Consider the following 17,697-nt stretch of genomic DNA (forward strand, 5'->3'; position numbering starts at 1 on the left):
GCCCGGCCAGGCCAGCCACTCGAGGCCGAGCCGCGTGCCGATCAGCGTGGCCGGGACCAGCACTGCGAGCATGACCGCAGCCCAGCCGCCGAGCTTCCGGATCCGGCCCGGCCGCAGCGGGTCACGAACCAGCCGTTTCCACAGGTAGAAGTGGATCAGGCCGATCACAACGATGATCAGCCCAACGAACGCGAACAAGCTCAACCCCCAGCAAACGGCGGCAGGACGTCCACCGTCGCGCCGGCGGGCAGCGCCGCCTGCCGATCATGACAGGCGAGGCCGTCGACCAGGAAGCTGGCGGCCTTGAGCACCACGGCGAGTCGCTCCCCGTGCCGCTCGGTCAGGACGCTCGTCAAATCGTCGAGAGAGGTGGCGGCGATGCGCTCGACCTGCGTCCCGGCCGCGGCCCGGGCCCCGGCGAAGTAACGAATCTCGAGCATTCCGCTCACCTCCGCGCCAAGAACATCGAACAACCGGGATCCCCGCCCACCGGCGTGCTGGTAGCGGGCTCCGGTTCGGTCGAAGACATCTCAGCCGCCGATCGCCGACATCGGGCGGGCAGGCTGCAGGAACGACGGGTCGTCGATGCCGTGACCCGCGCGCTTGCCCCACATCGCGGCCTGCCAGGCCGCCGCGATCTCCGCGTCGGATCCGCCGGCGCGCAGCAGGCCGCGAAGGTCGGACTCGTCCGTGGCGAAGAGGCAGTTGCGGACCTGTCCGTCGGCCGTGAGCCGGGTGCGATCGCAATCGCCGCAGAACGGCCTGGTCACGCTGCCGATCACACCCACCCGGGCCGGGTTGCCGGCCGCGTCGCGGTAGCCCGGCACGATCCAGGTCTCGGCCGGCGCCGTTCCACGTGAAACCGGATCGGGTTGGAGCCCGAACGGCTCCAGCGACGCCAGGATCGCCTCGGCGGTGACCATCTCGTGCCGGTCCCACTGGTGCTGGGCGTCGAGCGGCATCTGCTCGATGAACCTCAGCTCGTATCCATGATTCAGCGCGAAGCGCAGCAGGTCCGGCGCCTCGTCGTCGTTGATCCCGCGCATCAGCACGGTGTTGATCTTCACGGGCGTGAGCCCGGCCTGCGCGGCGCCGGCCAGGCCCTTCAGGACGTCGGCGTGCCGGTCCCGGTGGGTGAGCTCGCGGAAGCGCTCGGGCGAGAGTGTGTCCAGCGAGACGTTGACCCGGTCAAGCCCGGCGTCGAGCAGCGGCCCGGCCATCCGCTCGAGACCGATGCCGTTGGTGGTGATGGACAGCTTGGGCCGCGGGCTGAGCGCCGCGGCGGCCGAAACGATGCCCAGCAGCCCGCGCCGGATCAGCGGCTCGCCCCCGGTGAACCGCACGTCGGTCACGCCCAGCTGCTCGACGGCGATGCGGATCAGCCGCCCGACCTCGTCGTCGGTGAGCTGCTGCTCCCGCGGCATCCAGGCGAGCCCTTCCTCGGGCATGCAGTAGGTGCAGCGCAGGTTGCAGCGGTCGGTCAGCGACACCCTCAGGTCGGTCGCCACCCGCCCGAACCGGTCGGCGAGCACGCTCATGTCGGCCCCCCGCCCCGCCGGGCACCCACGCCCGCGGAAACCAGGAGCCGCCTGTACGACCCGCCGAGGTTGCTCACTGGTCGAACCTAGCGCTTGAGTACGACATTCGCCCCTGCCCGCTACCCGGTGGGACGCAGGCCACCGCCGGTCCCGGGAGCCGGGCCGGCCTCCCAGGCGACGAGGCCCGGGAACGACGAGATCCTCGCCCTGCTCGGCCACGGCGGTGCGCTCGGCCCGCGACGAAGCCCTGGGCGGGCGTCAGCCGTCGAGCGCCGCGTCCGCCGCGGCGCGCACCGCGCCCCGGTATGCACCCCCGAACGCCGCCGTGTGCACAAGTAGAAGGTGTAGTTGATGCAGCGGCACTCGCTCCCGCCAACCGTCGGCCAGCGGCCACACCTCCCCGTACGCGGAGATGATCGCCTTGAGGTGCGGGGCCCCGCCGAAGAGCGCCAGCTGAGCCAGGTCGGTCTCCCGATGGCCACCGTGCGCGGCAGGGTCGACAAGCCACGCCCGCCCGTCGGCAGCCCAGAGCACGTTCCCCGGCCACAGGTCCCCGTGGATGCGGGCAGGCGGCTCCTCCCCGCCGTATCCCTCGATCCTCGAGATGACCCGCTCCACGACCGCGACGTCCGCCGCCGACAGCGCGCCGGCGTCGGCCGAGATCTTCAGGTACGGCCGCAGCCGCCGTTCCGCGAACCACGGCCCCCAGGGCCCCCGGGAGGGAGTGTTGTCCTGGGCCAGCGGGCCGATGAATCCCGTCCAGTCGGCGCCGAAAGCGTCCGCACCCTTGCGGTGCAGCCCGGCCAGGTCCCGTCCGAGCCGTTCGGCGGCCTCGGACGACGGGGGGCCGGCATCGATCCACTCGAGCGCGAGCATCTCCGGAAGTGCGACAACAACCTCCGGGACCGGCGCGGTGCCCGCCTCCCGGAGCCACTCCAGCCCAGCCGCCTCGGTGGCGAAGAACTGCTCGGGAGCGTCTCCGGAGGGCCACGTCTTCGTGAACAGCGACGTGCCGTCGTCCAAGGTCAAGCGGGATGCGGCGCACACGTCACCTCCACCGACGGGTGTCTCCCGGATCCGCTGATGCGTGAGAAATGTCGGGAGGTGCTGGGGGTGCGCGCGCAGGTACGCCAGATCCACCGCCTTATCTTCCACTTCGGGTTACGGCGTGCCCGATTCGGAGTCAAAATGTCGGCATGACACCTGTCGCGGTGCGTCCGTACCGGCCGAGCGACCACAGCGCTGGCCGCCGCCTGTGGTCGGAGCTGACCTATCAGCACAACAAGATGTACGGCGATGCCGCGGACGACGGCGGGGCCGGCTTCGAGGAGTATCTGACCCGGCTGGACCTGAGCGGGCTCTGGGTCGCCGACCACGCGGACGACGGAGTGATCGGGCTGGTCGGCCTGATCATGCGGGGTCGCGCCGGCGAGGTGGAGCCGGTCGTCGTCACCGGCTCGCACCGGCACAAGGGTGTCGGCCGCAAGCTGCTGCGTCACGTAGCGGCGGAGGCCAAGAAGCGCGGCATGGTGTCGCTGACGATCTCGCCGTCGTCGCGGAACGTCGATGCGATCCGCAGCCTGCACGCCGCGGGATACGACGTGGTGTCGTCGATCGAGTTGACCATGGACCTGGACCGGCATGCCCACGAGTGGCAGCAGGACGGGCTCGAGTTGCATGAGTTGCAGTTTCGTTCCTGAACGGGCTCCCGCGCTCACCCCCTGTGGATAACCGAGTTATCCACAGGCACGATCTTCGGCACTCGGCGAAGGCGCCGACTCCGCCACGCTGCTCGGCATGACGAAGCTGAAGGTCAGTTCTCCCGCCGAACTCATCTCCGCCGTGCCGTTCCTGATCGGCTTCCATCCGGCGGATAGCTTGACGGTCGTGGCGATGCGAGGCCCCGAGATCGCCTTCGCGGTGCGAGCCGACCTGCCCGAGCTGGACGCGCCGGCCGACGAGGCGAAAGCGGCGGTGCTCCACCTGGCATCCGTGGTGATCAGGCAACAGGTCCAGGCCGTCGCGATCATCGGATACGGCGACAAGGAGCGCGTGACGCCCGCCCTCCTCCGCGTCTCGGACGTCTTCCGCAGAGTCGGCCTCGTGATCATCGAGGAGCTGCGGGTCGAGGACGGCCGATACTGGTCATTCCTCTGCTCGGACCCGGCCTGCTGCCCGCCCCAAGGTCAGCCGTGCGAGCCGCCGGACAGCGTGGTGGCGGCCGAGGCGACCTTCGCGGGCGCGGTGGCCCTGCCGAGCCGAGAAATGTTCGCGGCGCAGGTGACACCGGTGACCGGCGACGACCGTGAGGCGATGACGGGGGCAACGGCACGTGCGGTCCTGCGCCTGGCAAGCCTCGCCGCCGCGGACTTAACGCCGGAGGACTTCACTTTGGTGGACTCCGCGCCGGCAACCGGCCAGCCGGAGTCCGTGCCTGCGGCGTCCGTGCGGCCTGAGTCCGTGCCTGCGGCGTCCGTGCGGCCTGAGTCCGTGCCTGCGGCGTCCGTGCGGCCTGAGTCCGTGCCTGCGACGTCCGTGCGGCCGGATTCGGAGACTGCGGCGTCCGGGCGGCTGGAGTCTGTGCCTGTGGCGGTCGCGGGGCCGGATTCGGAGGCTGCGGCGTCCGCAGCGGCTCCGGTAGGCGTCGTCGCCTGCCCGGACGACAGTGAACCGGATCCGGCGGCCGGAGCCGCGGCCCCGATGCCAGGCCAGGTGCCCGACGCGCCGCAGGCGGAGCCGGGCCAGGCGGATGACGAGGTTCCGTTCCTGCCGGACCAGTCGCGCTTCTTCCAGCGGGTGCGGCAGGCGGGCCGGAAAGCGGTGCGGGAGGCCGAGCGCTGTTACCGCTCGGGCGGGCGTCTCACCGACGACGAGATCGCGTGGCTGGGCCTGCTGCTCCTGCACGTGCCGGTCCGCGACTACGCCTGGACCAGGACGCGCACCGCGGAATGGGAGCTGGCGCTCTGGTCGGACGTGATGCGCCGGGTAGAGCCGACGTACACCCCGGCGCCGGCCTCGCTGCTCGCCTTCGTGGCCTGGCGATCCGGATCGGGTGTGCTGGCAAGCGTCGCCGTGGAACGGGCACTCGACGAGCAGAGGGACTACTCGCTCGCCATGCTGGTCCACCAGGCCCTGGTCAACGGGGTGCACCCGGCGGTTCTGGACGGCTGGCCCGCGGTCGCCGGGGCCCCCGAAGTCCCCCGCGACCCTGACGAGGACTCCGAGGACGGCCCAGAGCCGCACGCACATCCCGACCGCGAGGCCCCAGGTCACGCCGAGCCGGCTGACCACCCGCAGCGAGCAGACCGCTCGGAGTGGGTTGAGCCCCCGGAGCGGACGTCTCACGCCAGCCGGTCCCCTCGCGCTGAGCGAGCGGATCGCGCCGAGCGGTCCACTCGTGCTGAGCGAGTGGATCGCGCCGAGCGGTCAACCCACGACAGGCGGCTTGATCCCTCGGAATGGGAGGCTCACGCCCAGCGATCAACCCGTGCTGAGCCGTCCACCTGCGCTGAGCGGGCGGATCCAGCTGATCGGTCAACCGGCGTTGAGCGGTCAACCCACGATGGGCGGCTTGAGCCCCCGGAGCGGGAGGCTCACGCCCAGCGGTCTACCCGTGCTGAGCGGTCCCCTCGTGCTGAGCGGTCTAAGCGTGCTGAGCGGGTGGATCGTGCTGGGCGGTCTACCCGTGCTGATGGGGTGGACGGTGCTGGGCGGGCAGGTCACGTTGAGCGGTCAACCCGCCTTGAGCGGGCGGGTCACGCTGAGCGGGATGGCGACTCCGAGGCACCGGCCCGGTCCGCGGAGCGGGTGGCCCGGCCGAGAATCTTCCGCCGGGCCACCCGTCACCGCATTTGATCGTCGAAGCGGCTCAAGGCCGCTGGCTCTCCTGCCGGACCGTCTCCGGTCCCAGGTCACCGGCCCGCAACGTCGCACCTCCGGCCGGCGTCGGGTTGTCGGCGACCTGCTGCAACCCCGGCACCCGGTCCTCGATGACGAACGTCGCCCGCGTGTGTACCGGAGCCCCGGCCTGGCTCACATACGGCAGTACCTGGAAGTCGGCGGTCAGTGAGTCCTTGGTGATCGTCGTGCGGACGTAGCCGCGCTGACTGTTGTAGAAGCGCAGGTGCGGGTTCCAGGCAGCCCACGGGTGCGTGCCCCCCACGACGTCCGCACCGTCCCCGTTGGAGGTGATCGATGAGCACACCAACTCGGTACCCACCGTTCGCGACGTCGGGTCGGCGTAGTCCAGCTTCAGCTCGTCCGCCCAGTGCGCGTGCACGTCACCCGTCAGCACCACCGGATTGCGTACGCCCGCGTCCACCCAGCCGCGCGTGATCCGGTCGCGGGAGGCCGCGTAGCCGTCCCACGAGTCCATGCTCACCACCTTCGCCGGGCCGGAGTCGTTGTCGCGCTGGCCGAAGAAGACCTGCTGGCCCAGGATGTCCCAGCGGGCCGAGGAGCGGTGGAAGCCGTCGAGCAGCCAGGCCTCCTGCTTGGCGCCGGTGATCGAGCGGGCCGGGTCCAGCGCGGCCGGGCAGTCCTTGTAGCCGTCGCCGCAACCCTGGTCGTCGCGGAACTGCCGGGTGTCGAGCATGTGGAACGTGGCCAGCCGGCCCCAGTGCAGCCGCCGGTACAGCCGCATGTCGATGCCGCGCGGAATCGAGGTTCGGCGCAGCGGCATGTTCTCGTAGTAGGCCTTGAACGCGGCCGCACGCCGGGCGAGGAACAGGGGATCCGGCTGCTCCGGTACCTCGTCCGCCCAGTTGTTCTCGATCTCGTGGTCGTCGAAGACGACGGCCCAGGGTGCGACGGCGTGCGCCGCCTGAAGGTCCGGATCGGTCTTGTACTGCGCGTGCCGCTGCCGGTAGTTCGCCAGCGTCACCGTCTCCGGACCGGAGTGGTCGCGCGGATTGCCGCCGGGGGTTTTGTACGTGCCGGGCGCGTACTCGTACTGGTAGTCGCCCAGGTGCAGGACGAGGTCCGGTTCATCCTCCGCCATCCGCCGGTACGCGGTGAAGTAGCCGTGTTCGAACTGAGAGCACGATGCGAACGACATCGCCAGGGTGCCGCCGCTCGCCCACGGCGCCGGTGCCGTGCGGGTCCGGCCGACCGGCGACACGTACCGCTCGGCCTTGAAACGGTAGAAGTACTCGCGTCCGGGCAGCAGGCCGTACAGCTCGATGTGGACGGTGTGAGCGGCGGAGACGCGAGCCACGGCGACGCCGACGCGTACGACCCGGCGGAATCCGGCGTCGGCGGCCAGTTCCCACCACACGGGTACGTCGCGGGACGGCATCCCGCCGAGGCCGTCCTCCGCCAGCGGAGTCGGTGCCAGCCGGGTCCAGAGCACGAATCCGTCGTGCTCGGGATCGCCCGACGCGACGCCGAGGGTGAACGGGTCGCTGCGTAGCGACCCCCGGTAGGGCGGGGCTGACGCCGTGGCCGCCTGTGGCCAGGTCGTCACCGCGCCCGCGGCGCCGGCCACGGCGCCGCCGAGCAGGAGGTTACGTCGTGAGATCGTCATGTGAGGCTCCCAGCACTTGCGGTGACGCGGAGATTGGAAAGCCTCATGAACGTGAATGTCCCGGCCGCATGGAAGCGATTGATTCCCGTCGAAGACCGAATGAACTCAGACAATGACGCGTTGCGTTCCGGCATAGACGTTCATCGACGGTCCTCGCAGGAATCCGACGAGCGTCATCCCCGCCTCGTCGGCGAGTTCCGCCGCCAGGGTGCTCGGCGCGGACACGGCGGCGAGCAGCGGTATGCCGGCCATCCAGGCCTTCTGGGTCAGCTCGAAGCTGGCCCGCCCGGAGACGAGTAGCACGTGCCCGGCGAGCGGCAGCCGCCCCTCGCGAAGCGCCCAGCCGATGACCTTGTCGACCGCGTTGTGCCGCCCTATGTCCTCGCGCAGCGCCAGTAGCTCGCCCTCGGCGGTGAACAGGCCGGCCGCGTGCAGCCCTCCCGTGCGGTCGAAGGTGCGCTGTGCGGCCCGCAGCCGGCCGGGCAGTTCGGCGAGGACCCGCGCGGGTACCGTGCAGGCGTCCGCGGCCACGTCGAACTGCGAGCGGGTACGCACGGCGTCGATGCTCGCCTTCCCGCACACCCCGCACGAACTGGTCGTGTAGAAGTTCCGGCTCGGGTCGGTCGCGGGCGGCGGAACATCGACGCCCAGCACCACATCGACCACGTTGTACGTGTTCGGGGTGTCCGTGCCCGCGCACAACTGCGCCGTGACCACGTCCGTTGCCGTGCGGATGATGCCCTCTGTCAGCAGGAATCCCATCGCGAGATCGATGTCCTGGCCCGGGGTCCGCATGGTCACGGCGAGCGCCGCCTTCCGGAGCCGGATCTCCAGGGGCTCCTCGGCGGCCAGGTCGTCGGGCCGCCGGCGCGGCTCGGCGTCCGTATCCAGGTTGATTTTCAACACCGGTCGCCGGTTCGTCGTGCGCGCCATGGCGACGAGCGTATTCCGCCCGGCGCCAAGACCGCCCGACGCGCGAAGCGACACGGACGGGAGTCGCCCGAGAGGCGAACCCCACCGCCGAACGGAAGCCCTACAACGGACGCCAGCCCCGAACAATCCAGCCCCGAACGAACACCGTCCTGCCGGGAGCGCCCGTCCTGCCGGGAGCGCCCGTCCTGCCGGGAGCGCCAGCCAGCCCTGGGGAAGAGTGCGAGCTTGCCGGGAGCGCGGGCTGGTCCGGGACGGGTGCCAGCGTGGCCGGGACGAATGCGGGCCTGGCGGGAGCGTGGGCTGGCCCGGGACGGGTGCGCCAGAGCGGCCAGGCCGAATGCGAGCCTGGAGGGGGCGCCGGTCGGCCCGGGAAGATTGCGGGTCTGGCCGGAACGAGTGCCAGCCCGGCGGGAGCGCGGGCCGGTCCAGGACGGGTGCCAGTGAGCCCGGGACGAAACCGAGCTTGCCAGAGCGTCGGCCGGCCCAGGGCGATGGCGGGTCTGGTCGGAGCGAGTGCGAGCTGCCGGGAGCGCAGGGCCGGCCAGGACGGGTGCCGGTAAGGCCGGGCCGAATGCGAGCCCGACGGAAGCACCGGCCGGCCGAGGACGATTGCCGGTCTGGCCGGAGCGGGTGCGAGCCTGATGGGAGCGCGGACCGGCCCAGGACGATTGCCCGTCCGGCCCGGAAGGAATGCAGGCTGCCTGGAACGCCGATCGGCCCCGGGTGGCCGGCTGGCAGGGCTGCGAAGCCGGTCCGGAAGCGCAAAGGCGTCCGCACAGTCACGCTCATGTCGCCAACGGGATACGGTACGTACGTGGGGGGATTCGCGGCGGTGGTGTTGGCCGGCGGTGCGGCGCGTCGGATGGGTGGTGCGGACAAGCCCACCATCCCGGTTGCCGGCCAGTCGATGCTGACGCGTGTCCTGGCCGCGGTGCACGACGCCGACCCGCAGGTGGTGGTCGGCCGGGTGCCGCCCGATCTGCCCGTCCCGGTCTCCTCCACCAGCGAGCAGCCGCCCGGCGGCGGCCCGGTCGCCGCGACCGCGGCCGGTCTCATGCTCGTTCCCGACGACGTCAGTTTCACCGCGCTGCTCGCGGCCGACCTGCCCCTGCTCACGGGCGAGGCCATCGATGTGCTTCGGCTCACCGTCGAGTCGGCGCCGATGCAGGGCGCGGTCTACCGGGACGCGGAGGGCCGTCGCCAGTCGCTCTGCGGGGTTTGGCGTACGACGGCGCTGCGCCAGGCACTCGACCTGGTGGCCGAGGAACGCGGCAGCCTGCACGGCGCCTCGATGCAGACCCTCATGGAGCATCTGCGCTTCATAGAGGTGTCGTGGCGACGTCCCGGCCCGCCGCCGTGGTTCGACTGCGACACCGACGACGACCTGCGGACCGCGGAGGAATGGGCCCGGTGAACGTGCTTGACGCCTGGATCAGGGCAGCCTGCGCCGAGTTGGACCTCGTACCGGCTGACGTCGACTCGACGGAGGTGCTCGATGTCGCCCGCGATGTCGCGCACAACGTGCTGCGGCCGGGTGCGCCTGTCACGACGTACCTGATGGGGGTCGCCGTGGGTCGCGGCGCGGACCCGGCCGACGTGGCCGCGCGGCTCACCACCCTGGCGGCCGGCTGGACCGTCGACGGTCAGGAATGAGACGCGGCCCTATGGGCCGGCCGCTCGCTCGATAGGGTGACGGAGCGGAGGTAACGATCATGATGGCGGAGAACACGGCTGACCAGCCTGAAGGCGTCCTGCTCGACGAGCCGACGACTGCCGACCTGCGGGCGAAGGTGACCGAGGCCTGGCGGGAGTTCGCGGGGGCGCTGGGCACGCTGCTGCCCACGTTGCCCGACGGCGCGCACGTCGACATCACGCTCGATCCGACTGCGTCGGGCACCGGCACGGCCGTGTATTCGGTGAGCATGCGGGTCCTGGCCGATGGTGTAGTCGAGGCGCTGGCGGTCGGTAACGCCGGCCTGCCGGAGGGCTTCCGGATGAACCGTTCGTCGGTCGCCGACCTGGTCGCGCTGGGCTGGTCGCCGCCCGGTGTGCTGCCCGACTCGGGTGACTCGTTCGGCCTCCGCTCGACCACCGACGCCGCGAAGCAGATCGGTGCGATCGTCTCCCGCACGCTGCGCGACGTGTACGGCGCGCCGCACCCCGCCTTCCTGGTCTACCTCGTGCACGACGGCGCGGACGAGCCGATCGAGACCGCGCCACTCGGCACGGCCCGGCACGAGCCCAGCATCACCGACGAGTTGAGCCTCGACGACCTCGACGAGGACGGCGTGCTCTCCGAGGCGCTCGCGAACGCCGCCGACGAGGTCATCCCGCTCGAGGAGCGGGTGCGCACGGTGGTCGCGACGATGTCCAAGACCACCGTGGACCAGCTTCAGGTCGACAACGACGGTGACATCGGCATCCGGGCCGGCTCCGCCATGGTCTTCGTGCGGGTGCGCGACAACCCGCCGCTGGTCGACGTCTTCTCGCCGATTCTGACCGAGGTCGAGCCGACCGAGCAGCTGTACATGAAGCTCTCCGAGCTGACGAACAGGATGCCGATCGGCCGGCTCTACTGCGCGCAGGACACCGTCTGGGCGTCCATCCCCGTCTTCGGCCGCAACTTCCAGGCCACCCACCTCATGCTCGCCGTGCAGGTGATGACCGGGCTCGCTGACGAGCTGGACGATCGGCTGCACGGCGAGTTCGGCGGCAAGCGCTTCTTCGGCGAGGGCGACAAGCCGGTACCTCCCAAGGACGCGAAGGACGGCGACGACCACCGCACGGGGATGTACCTCTAGGGCGTGTCCTAGGCGCTGGGCAGCCAGCCGACCCGGTCCATCGTGGACAGGTCCGATGCCTGCAGGCCCGATTCCGACACCGTCCAGAGCACGTTCCCGATGACCAGCGAGCGTTGGATCATCGGCTGGTAGGCGGCGGTGGTGGGCTGGGTGATCCGGTCGGTGAGCGCGATGCCGTCGGTCACCCGCAGCGCCAGCGCCTCGCTTTTCGAGCCGATGCTGTCCCAGGTGTTCACCGGCACCACCAGCAGGTTGGTAGCCGGCCACCAGAGCAGCGCGTGCGGGTCGTACTCGGCGTCGGAGTAGGCCTGCGGGAGGTGGTACCGGGCGAGTCGCTTCGGCTCGGCCGGGTCCGAGACGTCGAAGAGCGAGATCTGGGTGCCCTGGGTACGCCCGTCGGCGTCGGCCTCCTGGCCGATGCCGATCAGCCGGTCCTCGCCGACCGGCTGCAGGTGCGCCGAGTAGCCGGTGATCTTGAGTTCGCCGGTGACCTCGGGCTTGGCCGGGTCGCTCAGGTCGAGGCTGTACAGCGGGTCGGTCTGCTTGAAGGTGACGACGTAGCCGCGGGCGCCGATGAAGCGGACGGAGTAGATCCGCTCGCCCTTGCCGAGGCCGTCGACGATCCCGGTCTGTACGAGCTTGCCGTCCCGCTCGGCCAGCACCCGGACGGCCGACCGCTCGGTCTTGGCGTTGGTGGTGGCGGCCCGCAGGTGTCCGTCCCATTCGGACAGCGCGTACTGGTTGATCAGGTAGCCCGGCACGGCACCGGCGGCCCGGTACACCGGCGGCTGGTTGCCCTGGATCGTGAACTTGTAGAGGTCCGTCTCTTCGCGTACGGGCATGGCCGCGCGGCCGGCGAAGCGGTCGAGCCGCCAGCGCTGGTCGCTGGCCAGGTAGAGGCTGTCCGCGGTGCCGTAGACCGTGTCGCCGTCGGCGACGATCGTGACGGGGTCTCCGCTGCCGAGGGCGGGCCGGGCCAGGTCGAAGGTCATGATGCTGACGAGGGAGCCGCCCGAGTAGTCCGTCGGCCGGCTGACCCGGCCGCAGTCGACGTTGCCCTTGGTGGTCTGTGCGCCGTCGGTGACCTCCCAGCCGGGCAGCCACGCCGCGCCGGGGGCGCGGTCGATAGCGGCCTTGTTGAGGGCGAGGCGCTTGCGCTCGTCCGAGACCCTCGGCGCGTCCGGGAACTTGATCCGCGGCGTGGTCCGGAGCACGATCCGCGCGGTGCTGCCGGTCATCCGGGCGTCGACCAGGTTGCCTTCGGCCCGGTAGCGGCTGACGATCTTCGGCGTACCGGCCAGGTCGACGAGCAGCACCTGCGGGCCTTCCGGCATCGCCGCCCGCTTGTCGATGTAGCGCCGGTAGAGGTATCCCGCCGGCACGAGCACGAGGGCCCGGTCGCCGGAGAGCAGCAGTTGGAGCTGGCCTTGCACGTCCAGGTCGAGCCGGCCGGTCTCCCGGCGGCTGGCGGCGTCCACCACCCGCAGGTAGCCCTGGCTGATGGTGACGATCCGCCGCCCGTCGGTCTTGACCAGGTCGGGTTCGTCGGCGCCCTGCTCGTGCACGTTGGTGCCCGAGTACTGCGGCGGCGCGGCGGCCCCCGATGCCTCCTTGGCCGCCGCGGCGTCGGCCATCGTCCGGGCGCCGCCGCGGGTGAACGCCTCCGGCATGCCCATGCCGCCGCCGAAGCCGTACGGCTCGACGTTGGCCTTCGCCGCCTTGCGCAGGTCGGCGATGAGTTGCTCGCACGAGTCGAACGCGACCAGCCGCATCGCACCGGCGGCGCCGGTGGCGGGCGGGACGGCTGGCGGCGCGGGCCTAGCGGGGTCCGAGGTGCAGCCGGCGAGCGGGGTCGTGAGGGCCAGAACGGCGCAGAGGAGCAGACGGCGCGACATGGGTGTGTGACGCCCGCGGGCCGCCGGCGGTTCCTTGCTAATTCGGGGCGGGCACCGGCGTCGGCACCTCGACCAGCCGCGACAGCACCACCATGCTGCGGGTGGAGGTGACGAACGGCTCCGCGCGCAGCCGCTCCAGCGCCTGTTCCAGGTGCCCGATGTCGGCGGCGCGCAGGTGCACGAGCGCGTCCGCCTGCCCCGACACCGTGTACGCCCCCACGACCTCGGGGTGCCGCCGGGTGGCGACGGTGATCTGTGCGGGTGTGGTCCGGCCGGTGCAGAAGAGCTCGACGAACGCCTCGGTCGTCCAGCCCACGGCGGCGGGCTCGATGACGGTCGTGAATCCCTTTATCACCCCGCTGGAGCGCAGCCGATCGACGCGCCTCTTCACCGCCGGTGCGCTGAGGGAGACCTTGGCGCCGATCTCGGCGTACGACGCCCGCGCGTCTGCGATGAGCAACGCAATGATTCGCTGGTCAACGGCGTCTATCTGCAACGATTCGCCTCCGACGAGCAAGACTTCGAGCTGTTTCGGTCGTGCCAGCCTACCTACCCTTTACCTCATGAGCTACACGGAGCGCTTGCCGCGTATCAGGACATATCTGATGTGTCCGCCTGAGCACTTCACGGTCGAATACGCGATCAACCCCTGGATGGACACCACCGTCCCGGTTGATCCGGCCCTCGCGCTCAAGCAGTGGCAACTGCTCCGGGACACCCTGACGGACCTCGGCCACACGGTCCACGTCCTGGACGCGCGCCCCGGCCTTCCCGACATGGTGTACGCGGCCAACGGCGCCTTCTCCGTCGACGGTACGGTCTACGGCGCCCGCTTCAAGCACCCGGAGCGTTCCGCCGAGGCGGCCGCCCACCAGCTCTTCTACGCCGGGGGCCCCTGGACGTTCGCCGATCCGGTGCACGTCAACGAGGGTGAGGGCGACTTCGCCTACGTGCCGGGCGCGTACGGCGGCCTGATCCTGGCCGGGCACGGCTTCCGTACCGATCCGGCGGCGCACGCCGAGGCGCAGGAGATCCTCGGCCGCCCGGTGATCTCGCTCAGGCTGGTCGACCCGGCGTTCTACCACCTCGACACCGCGCTCGCCGCCCTCGACGACAAGCACATCACGTACTACCCGGAGGCGTTCTCGGAGGCGTCGCAGCGCGTCCTGCGTCAGCTCTTCCCGGACGCGGTGATCGCGGACCGTGCGGACGCCGAGGCGTTCGCCCTCAACCTGGTCAGTGACGGACGCCACGTCGTCCTCAACACCGAGTCGACCGCGATGGCCGAGAAGGTCCGCGCCGCCGGCTACACCCCGGTGCACGTCGAGTTGAGCGAGCTCAAGCGGGGCGGCGGCTCGGTGAAGTGCGCGGTGGCCGAACTACGCCCTTGACGGTCGCCTGGCCGGCGTGCGGGAAGATGGATCGCATGACCGACGACACCCGCACCCCAGACAAGCAGGAAGACGGTTCCGTCATGGTGGTAGGCCCCGATGGCCGCCCCCTGGGCACGGTGGAGTCCGACGGCACCCTCAACCCCGAGGAGCCCGGCAACCTGATCGAGCAGCCCGCCAAGGTCATGCGGATCGGCAGCATGATCAAGCAGCTGCTCGAGGAGGTCCGGGCGGCGCCGCTCGACGAGGCCAGCCGGGGGCGGCTGCGGGAGATCCACCAGCGCTCGATCAAGGAGCTCGAGGACGGCCTGGCGCCGGAGCTGCAGGAGGAGCTCGAGCGGCTCTCGCTGCCGTTCGAGGGTGAGGCCCCGCCGAGCGAATCCGAGCTGCGGATCGCGCAGGCACAGCTCGTGGGCTGGCTCGAGGGCCTGTTCCACGGAATCCAGGCGGCGCTGGTCGCGCAGCAGATGGCAGCCCGGCTCCAGCTCGAGCAGATGCGCGGCGGCAACGCCGGCCGCCCGGCGCTGCCGATGAGCCCGAACGGCGTCATCCCCGGCATGCCCGCACAGGGCGGCGACGGCTCCGGCCGCACGGGCCAGTACCTCTAGAGGTCGAAGACCTTCTCGAGGTAAACCGCGACGCCGTCCTCGTCGTTCGTGAGCGTCACCTCGTCGGCGACCTCCCGGACGGCGGGGTGGGCGTTGCCCATCGCCACGGAACGGCCTGCCCAGGCGAGCAGGGGCAGGTCGTTCGGCATGTCGCCGAAGGCCACCACGTCCTCCGCGGTGAAACCCTCGCGCTCGCAGAGCCAGGCCAGCCCGGCGGCCTTGGTGACGCCGGCCGCGGAGATCTCCACCAGCGCCGACGAGGACGAGTGCGTCGCCTCGGCGAGCCCGCCCAGCGTGCTGCTCACCAGCTCGGCGAACTCGTCCGGCCCGTAGCTGGCGGAGCGGGCCAGCAACTTCACCGCCGGCACCGAGGTCAGCTCCTCGTGCGAGGCGAGCACGCGGACCTCCTTGTGCGCGCTGTCCCAGTGCAGGGGCCAGCTCTCCTCGTGCCAGAAGCTCCTGCCGTTCTCGACCTCGATGGCGAGCGCGATGTCCGGCACGGCCTCGCGCAGCTGCTTAACCACGTCGAGCAGCAGATCGACCGAGAGTGGCGCGGCGTGCAGGATCTCGTCGGTCTCGGGGTCGTAGACCACGGCGCCGTTGGCGCAGACCGCCGGCAGCGGCTCCACCATCTGGTCGTAGAGCTGTCGCAGCCAGCGCACCGGGCGGCCGGTCACCAGGACCGTCGGCACCCCGCGCGAGTAGAGCTGGTCGAGAACCTCGATGGTACGGGGGCTCAGCTTGCCGTCGGCCCGGATCAGGGTGCCGTCGATGTCGGAGGCGACGAGGCGAAAGGGTGGCATCACCTCGACAGTAGCCGGTCCAGATAGACGGCCACTCCGTCCTCGTCGTTGGTCAGCGTGACCTCGTCGGCGACCGCCAGCAGCGCCGGATGGGCGTTCTGCACGGCCACCCGGCTCCAGCCGGCCCAGGCGAACATCGGCAGGTCATTGGGCATGTCACCGAAGACCAGCACGTCCGCGGGATCGACGCCGACGGCCTGCGCCACGACCGCAAGGCCGGTGCCCTTGTCGACGCCCGGCGGGCAGATCTCCACATAGTTCAGACCGGCCTGAGTGACCGATGCCACGTGCGGCGGCACGATCCGCTGTGCGGCGGCGAGCAGGTCGTCGACGTTCCGGTCGAAGGAACGGGCGAAGGCCTTGATCACATCGCCGGTCAGGCACCCGGCGCGCGGCCGCCGCTCGACCACGACCGGATAGCGCCAGGTCGGGTCGTAGTCGCCCCAGAGCGGCGAGTCGTCGTGCTCCAGCGCCTCGACCATCACCGACAGCGGCCCGATCTCGGCCTCCAGGTCCGCCAGCACGGCGGCGAGATCCTTACCGGGTAGCCGGGCGCTGCGCAGGATCTGGCCCTCGACCTGGTCGATGACCCAGCCGCCCTGCGCCAGCACGAGGAAGTCGGCGTTGCGGATGTCGTCGCGGGTCAGGCGGGTTAGCCGGGGGCCGCGGCCGGTGGCGGCGACGAGCCGGATGCCGGCGGCCCGGACCCGGTCCAGGACCTCGTGCGTGTAGGCGGACACGGTGTCGTCGCTGCGTACCAGGGTGCCGTCGAGGTCGGTCGCGATGAGCTTCGGGAGACCGGGGTTGGCCATCAGAACCTCCGAGGGGTGACGGCCCCCGCGGAGGGCGGAAGGAAAACGTTACACTGGCCCGGCTACCAGCGGCTATGACTTCTGGTAACGGGCCGGTGTCTCACTCGTTAGCGTCCGGGTTCGAGGACGTCACGACCGCCGAGGTACGGCTGCAGCGCCTTGGGTACCCGTACCGAGCCGTCCGGCTGCTGGTGGTTCTCCAGGATCGGAATCAGCCAGCGGGTCGTGGCGAGCGTGCCGTTGAGCGTCGCCGCCGTCTGCGCCTTGCCGTCGTCGTCGCGGTAGCGGATGTTGAGCCGCCGCGCCTGGAACGTGGTGCAGTTCGACGTCGAGGTGACCTCGCGGTAGCGGCCCTGCGACGGCACCCACGCCTCGCAGTCGAACTTGCGGGTCGCGCTCGACCCGAGGTCGCCGGCCGCCACGTCGATCACCCGGTACGGTATCTCGACCTTGGCGAGCATCTCCTCCTCCATCGCGAGCAGGCGCCGGTGCTCGTCGGCGGCCTCCTCGGGCCGGCAGAACGAGAACATCTCGACCTTGTCGAACTGGTGCACGCGCAGAATGCCGCGGACGTCCTTGCCGTACGAGCCGGCCTCCCGGCGGAAGCACGACGACCAGCCTGCGAAGCGCTCCGGCCCGTTCGCCAGATCCAGGATCTCGTTCGAGTGGTACGCCGCCAGCGCCACCTCCGATGTGCCGACCAGGTAGAGGTCGTCGGCCTCGAGCCGGTAGATCTCGCTCGCGTGCGCGCCGAGGAAGCCGGTGCCCTCCATCGCCTCCGGCTTGACCAGCGCGGGGGTGATCGACGGGGTGAAGCCGTGCTCGACCGCCTGTGCGATCGCCAGCTGGAGCATGCCGAGCTGCAGCAGCGCACCCACGCCGGTGAGGAAGTAGAAGCGCGAGCCCGACACCTTGGCGCCGCGCTCGGTGTCGATCGCGCCGAGCGCCTCGCCGATCTCGAGGTGGTCCCTCGGGTTCTCGATCTTGGGCAGGTCGCCGACCTCGCGCAGCACGACGAAGTCGTCCTCGCCGCCGGGCGGGACGCCGTCCTGTACCAGGTTGGGCACGGCGAGGTGTGCCTGGCGCAGGGCCTGGTCGGCCTCGGTCGCCGCGGCCTGCGTCGCCTTCACCGAGGCGGCGAGCTCCTTGGTACGGGCGAGCAGCGCCGCACGCTCGTCGCCCTTGGCCTTCGACACCGCGGTGCCCAGGGACTTCTGCTCCGCGCGCACCGCCTCGAACCGCTGGGTGGCGGCCCGGCGCTCCTCGTCGGCGCGCAGCAGGTCGTCCACCTTCGAGGGGGACTCGCCGCGCAGCTCTTGGCTGGCACGGAAGATGTCGGGGTTCTCGCGAAGCAGCCGCAGGTCAATCACGACGTCGAGCCTACCGGCGCCG

General features: G+C 71.0%; 17 protein-coding genes. 7 read left to right on the forward strand and 10 right to left on the reverse strand.

All coding sequences use genetic code 11. From position 1 onward, the window contains the following. Positions 1–200 precede the first annotated feature (200 nt). The 3 genes from AB0B58_RS13445 to AB0B58_RS13455 form a co-directional block, all read right to left on the reverse strand. The gene (locus AB0B58_RS13445; RefSeq protein WP_360222481.1) at positions 201–440 is read right to left on the reverse strand and encodes a MoaD/ThiS family protein; all 240 of its coding nucleotides are present in this window, start codon (positions 438–440) and stop codon (positions 201–203) included. Between the two features lie 90 nt (positions 441–530). Beyond that, positions 531–1,538: a GTP 3',8-cyclase MoaA gene (moaA, locus tag AB0B58_RS13450; RefSeq protein ID WP_360222484.1), complete on the reverse strand. Its 1,008-nt coding sequence runs from the start codon at positions 1,536–1,538 to the stop codon at positions 531–533. A 258-nt stretch (positions 1,539–1,796) separates the two neighbouring features. Then, positions 1,797–2,678 (reverse strand): fructosamine kinase family protein, encoded by an 882-nt coding sequence (locus tag AB0B58_RS13455; protein ID WP_360222487.1) that lies wholly within the window; start codon positions 2,676–2,678, stop codon positions 1,797–1,799. Between the two features lie 56 nt (positions 2,679–2,734). On the opposite strand from AB0B58_RS13455, the gene AB0B58_RS13460 reads away from it, so the two are divergent. After that, on the forward strand, positions 2,735–3,238 hold the full coding sequence (locus AB0B58_RS13460) for a GNAT family N-acetyltransferase (RefSeq protein WP_360222490.1): 504 nt from the start codon (positions 2,735–2,737) through the stop codon (positions 3,236–3,238). A 97-nt stretch (positions 3,239–3,335) separates the two neighbouring features. Continuing rightward, positions 3,336–5,393: a DUF4192 family protein gene (locus tag AB0B58_RS13465; protein WP_360222493.1), complete on the forward strand. Its 2,058-nt coding sequence runs from the start codon at positions 3,336–3,338 to the stop codon at positions 5,391–5,393. A gap of 13 nt (positions 5,394–5,406) precedes the next feature. Here the strand turns inward: AB0B58_RS13465 and AB0B58_RS13470 are convergent, their stop codons facing one another. Beyond that, a complete protein-coding gene (locus tag AB0B58_RS13470; RefSeq protein ID WP_360222496.1) occupies positions 5,407–7,062 on the reverse strand; it encodes an alkaline phosphatase D family protein in 1,656 nt (551 codons plus the stop codon). A gap of 105 nt (positions 7,063–7,167) precedes the next feature. Beyond that, complete coding sequence (gene fdhD / locus AB0B58_RS13475; RefSeq protein WP_360222499.1) at positions 7,168–7,995, reverse strand: formate dehydrogenase accessory sulfurtransferase FdhD; 828 nt, start codon at positions 7,993–7,995, stop codon at positions 7,168–7,170. 814 nt (positions 7,996–8,809) lie between these two features. Between fdhD and AB0B58_RS13480 the strand changes: the two genes are divergently transcribed. From AB0B58_RS13480 to AB0B58_RS13490, 3 genes are read left to right on the forward strand one after another with little or no spacing between them, the layout of a single operon-like run. Beyond that, the gene (locus tag AB0B58_RS13480; RefSeq protein WP_360222502.1) at positions 8,810–9,409 is read left to right on the forward strand and encodes an NTP transferase domain-containing protein; all 600 of its coding nucleotides are present in this window, start codon (positions 8,810–8,812) and stop codon (positions 9,407–9,409) included. Continuing rightward, positions 9,406–9,648 (forward strand): DUF6457 domain-containing protein, encoded by a 243-nt coding sequence (locus AB0B58_RS13485; RefSeq protein WP_360222505.1) that lies wholly within the window; start codon positions 9,406–9,408, stop codon positions 9,646–9,648. Before AB0B58_RS13480 ends, AB0B58_RS13485 begins: the two co-directional genes overlap by 4 nt. A gap of 59 nt (positions 9,649–9,707) precedes the next feature. Continuing rightward, a complete protein-coding gene (locus AB0B58_RS13490) occupies positions 9,708–10,796 on the forward strand; it encodes a T3SS (YopN, CesT) and YbjN peptide-binding chaperone 1 (protein WP_360222508.1) in 1,089 nt (362 codons plus the stop codon). An 8-nt stretch (positions 10,797–10,804) separates the two neighbouring features. On the opposite strand, the gene AB0B58_RS13495 is transcribed toward AB0B58_RS13490, so the two are convergent. Continuing rightward, complete coding sequence (locus AB0B58_RS13495) at positions 10,805–12,691, reverse strand: beta-propeller domain-containing protein (RefSeq protein ID WP_360222511.1); 1,887 nt, start codon at positions 12,689–12,691, stop codon at positions 10,805–10,807. Between the two features lie 37 nt (positions 12,692–12,728). Continuing rightward, positions 12,729–13,187, reverse strand: a complete 459-nt coding sequence (locus AB0B58_RS13500) for an Lrp/AsnC family transcriptional regulator (protein WP_360222514.1) — start codon at positions 13,185–13,187, stop codon at positions 12,729–12,731. A gap of 67 nt (positions 13,188–13,254) precedes the next feature. Here AB0B58_RS13500 and ddaH point away from each other — a divergent pair, with 67 nt between their 5' ends. Together ddaH and AB0B58_RS13510 are read left to right on the forward strand one after the other, a co-directional pair. Further along, complete coding sequence (gene ddaH / locus AB0B58_RS13505) at positions 13,255–14,082, forward strand: dimethylargininase (RefSeq protein ID WP_360222517.1); 828 nt, start codon at positions 13,255–13,257, stop codon at positions 14,080–14,082. A 35-nt stretch (positions 14,083–14,117) separates the two neighbouring features. Next, the gene (locus tag AB0B58_RS13510; protein WP_360222520.1) at positions 14,118–14,690 is read left to right on the forward strand and encodes a bacterial proteasome activator family protein; all 573 of its coding nucleotides are present in this window, start codon (positions 14,118–14,120) and stop codon (positions 14,688–14,690) included. Here the strand turns inward: AB0B58_RS13510 and AB0B58_RS13515 are convergent. From AB0B58_RS13515 to serS, 3 genes are all read right to left on the reverse strand, one after another. Next, positions 14,687–15,493: an HAD family hydrolase gene (locus AB0B58_RS13515; protein WP_360222523.1), complete on the reverse strand. Its 807-nt coding sequence runs from the start codon at positions 15,491–15,493 to the stop codon at positions 14,687–14,689. The two genes, AB0B58_RS13510 and AB0B58_RS13515, sit on opposite strands and share 4 nt — an antisense overlap. Further along, on the reverse strand, positions 15,493–16,305 hold the full coding sequence (locus AB0B58_RS13520; protein ID WP_360222526.1) for an HAD family hydrolase: 813 nt from the start codon (positions 16,303–16,305) through the stop codon (positions 15,493–15,495). The genes AB0B58_RS13515 and AB0B58_RS13520 overlap by 1 nt, the downstream gene beginning before the upstream one ends. A 107-nt stretch (positions 16,306–16,412) precedes the next feature. Beyond that, the gene (serS, locus tag AB0B58_RS13525) at positions 16,413–17,675 is read right to left on the reverse strand and encodes a serine--tRNA ligase (protein ID WP_360222529.1); all 1,263 of its coding nucleotides are present in this window, start codon (positions 17,673–17,675) and stop codon (positions 16,413–16,415) included. Positions 17,676–17,697: the final 22 nt, after the last annotated feature.

Origin of the sequence: Actinoplanes sp. NPDC049118 (assembly GCF_040648555.1) — a bacterium.
In the GTDB taxonomy this organism is placed as follows: Bacteria; Actinomycetota; Actinomycetes; order Mycobacteriales; family Micromonosporaceae; genus Actinoplanes.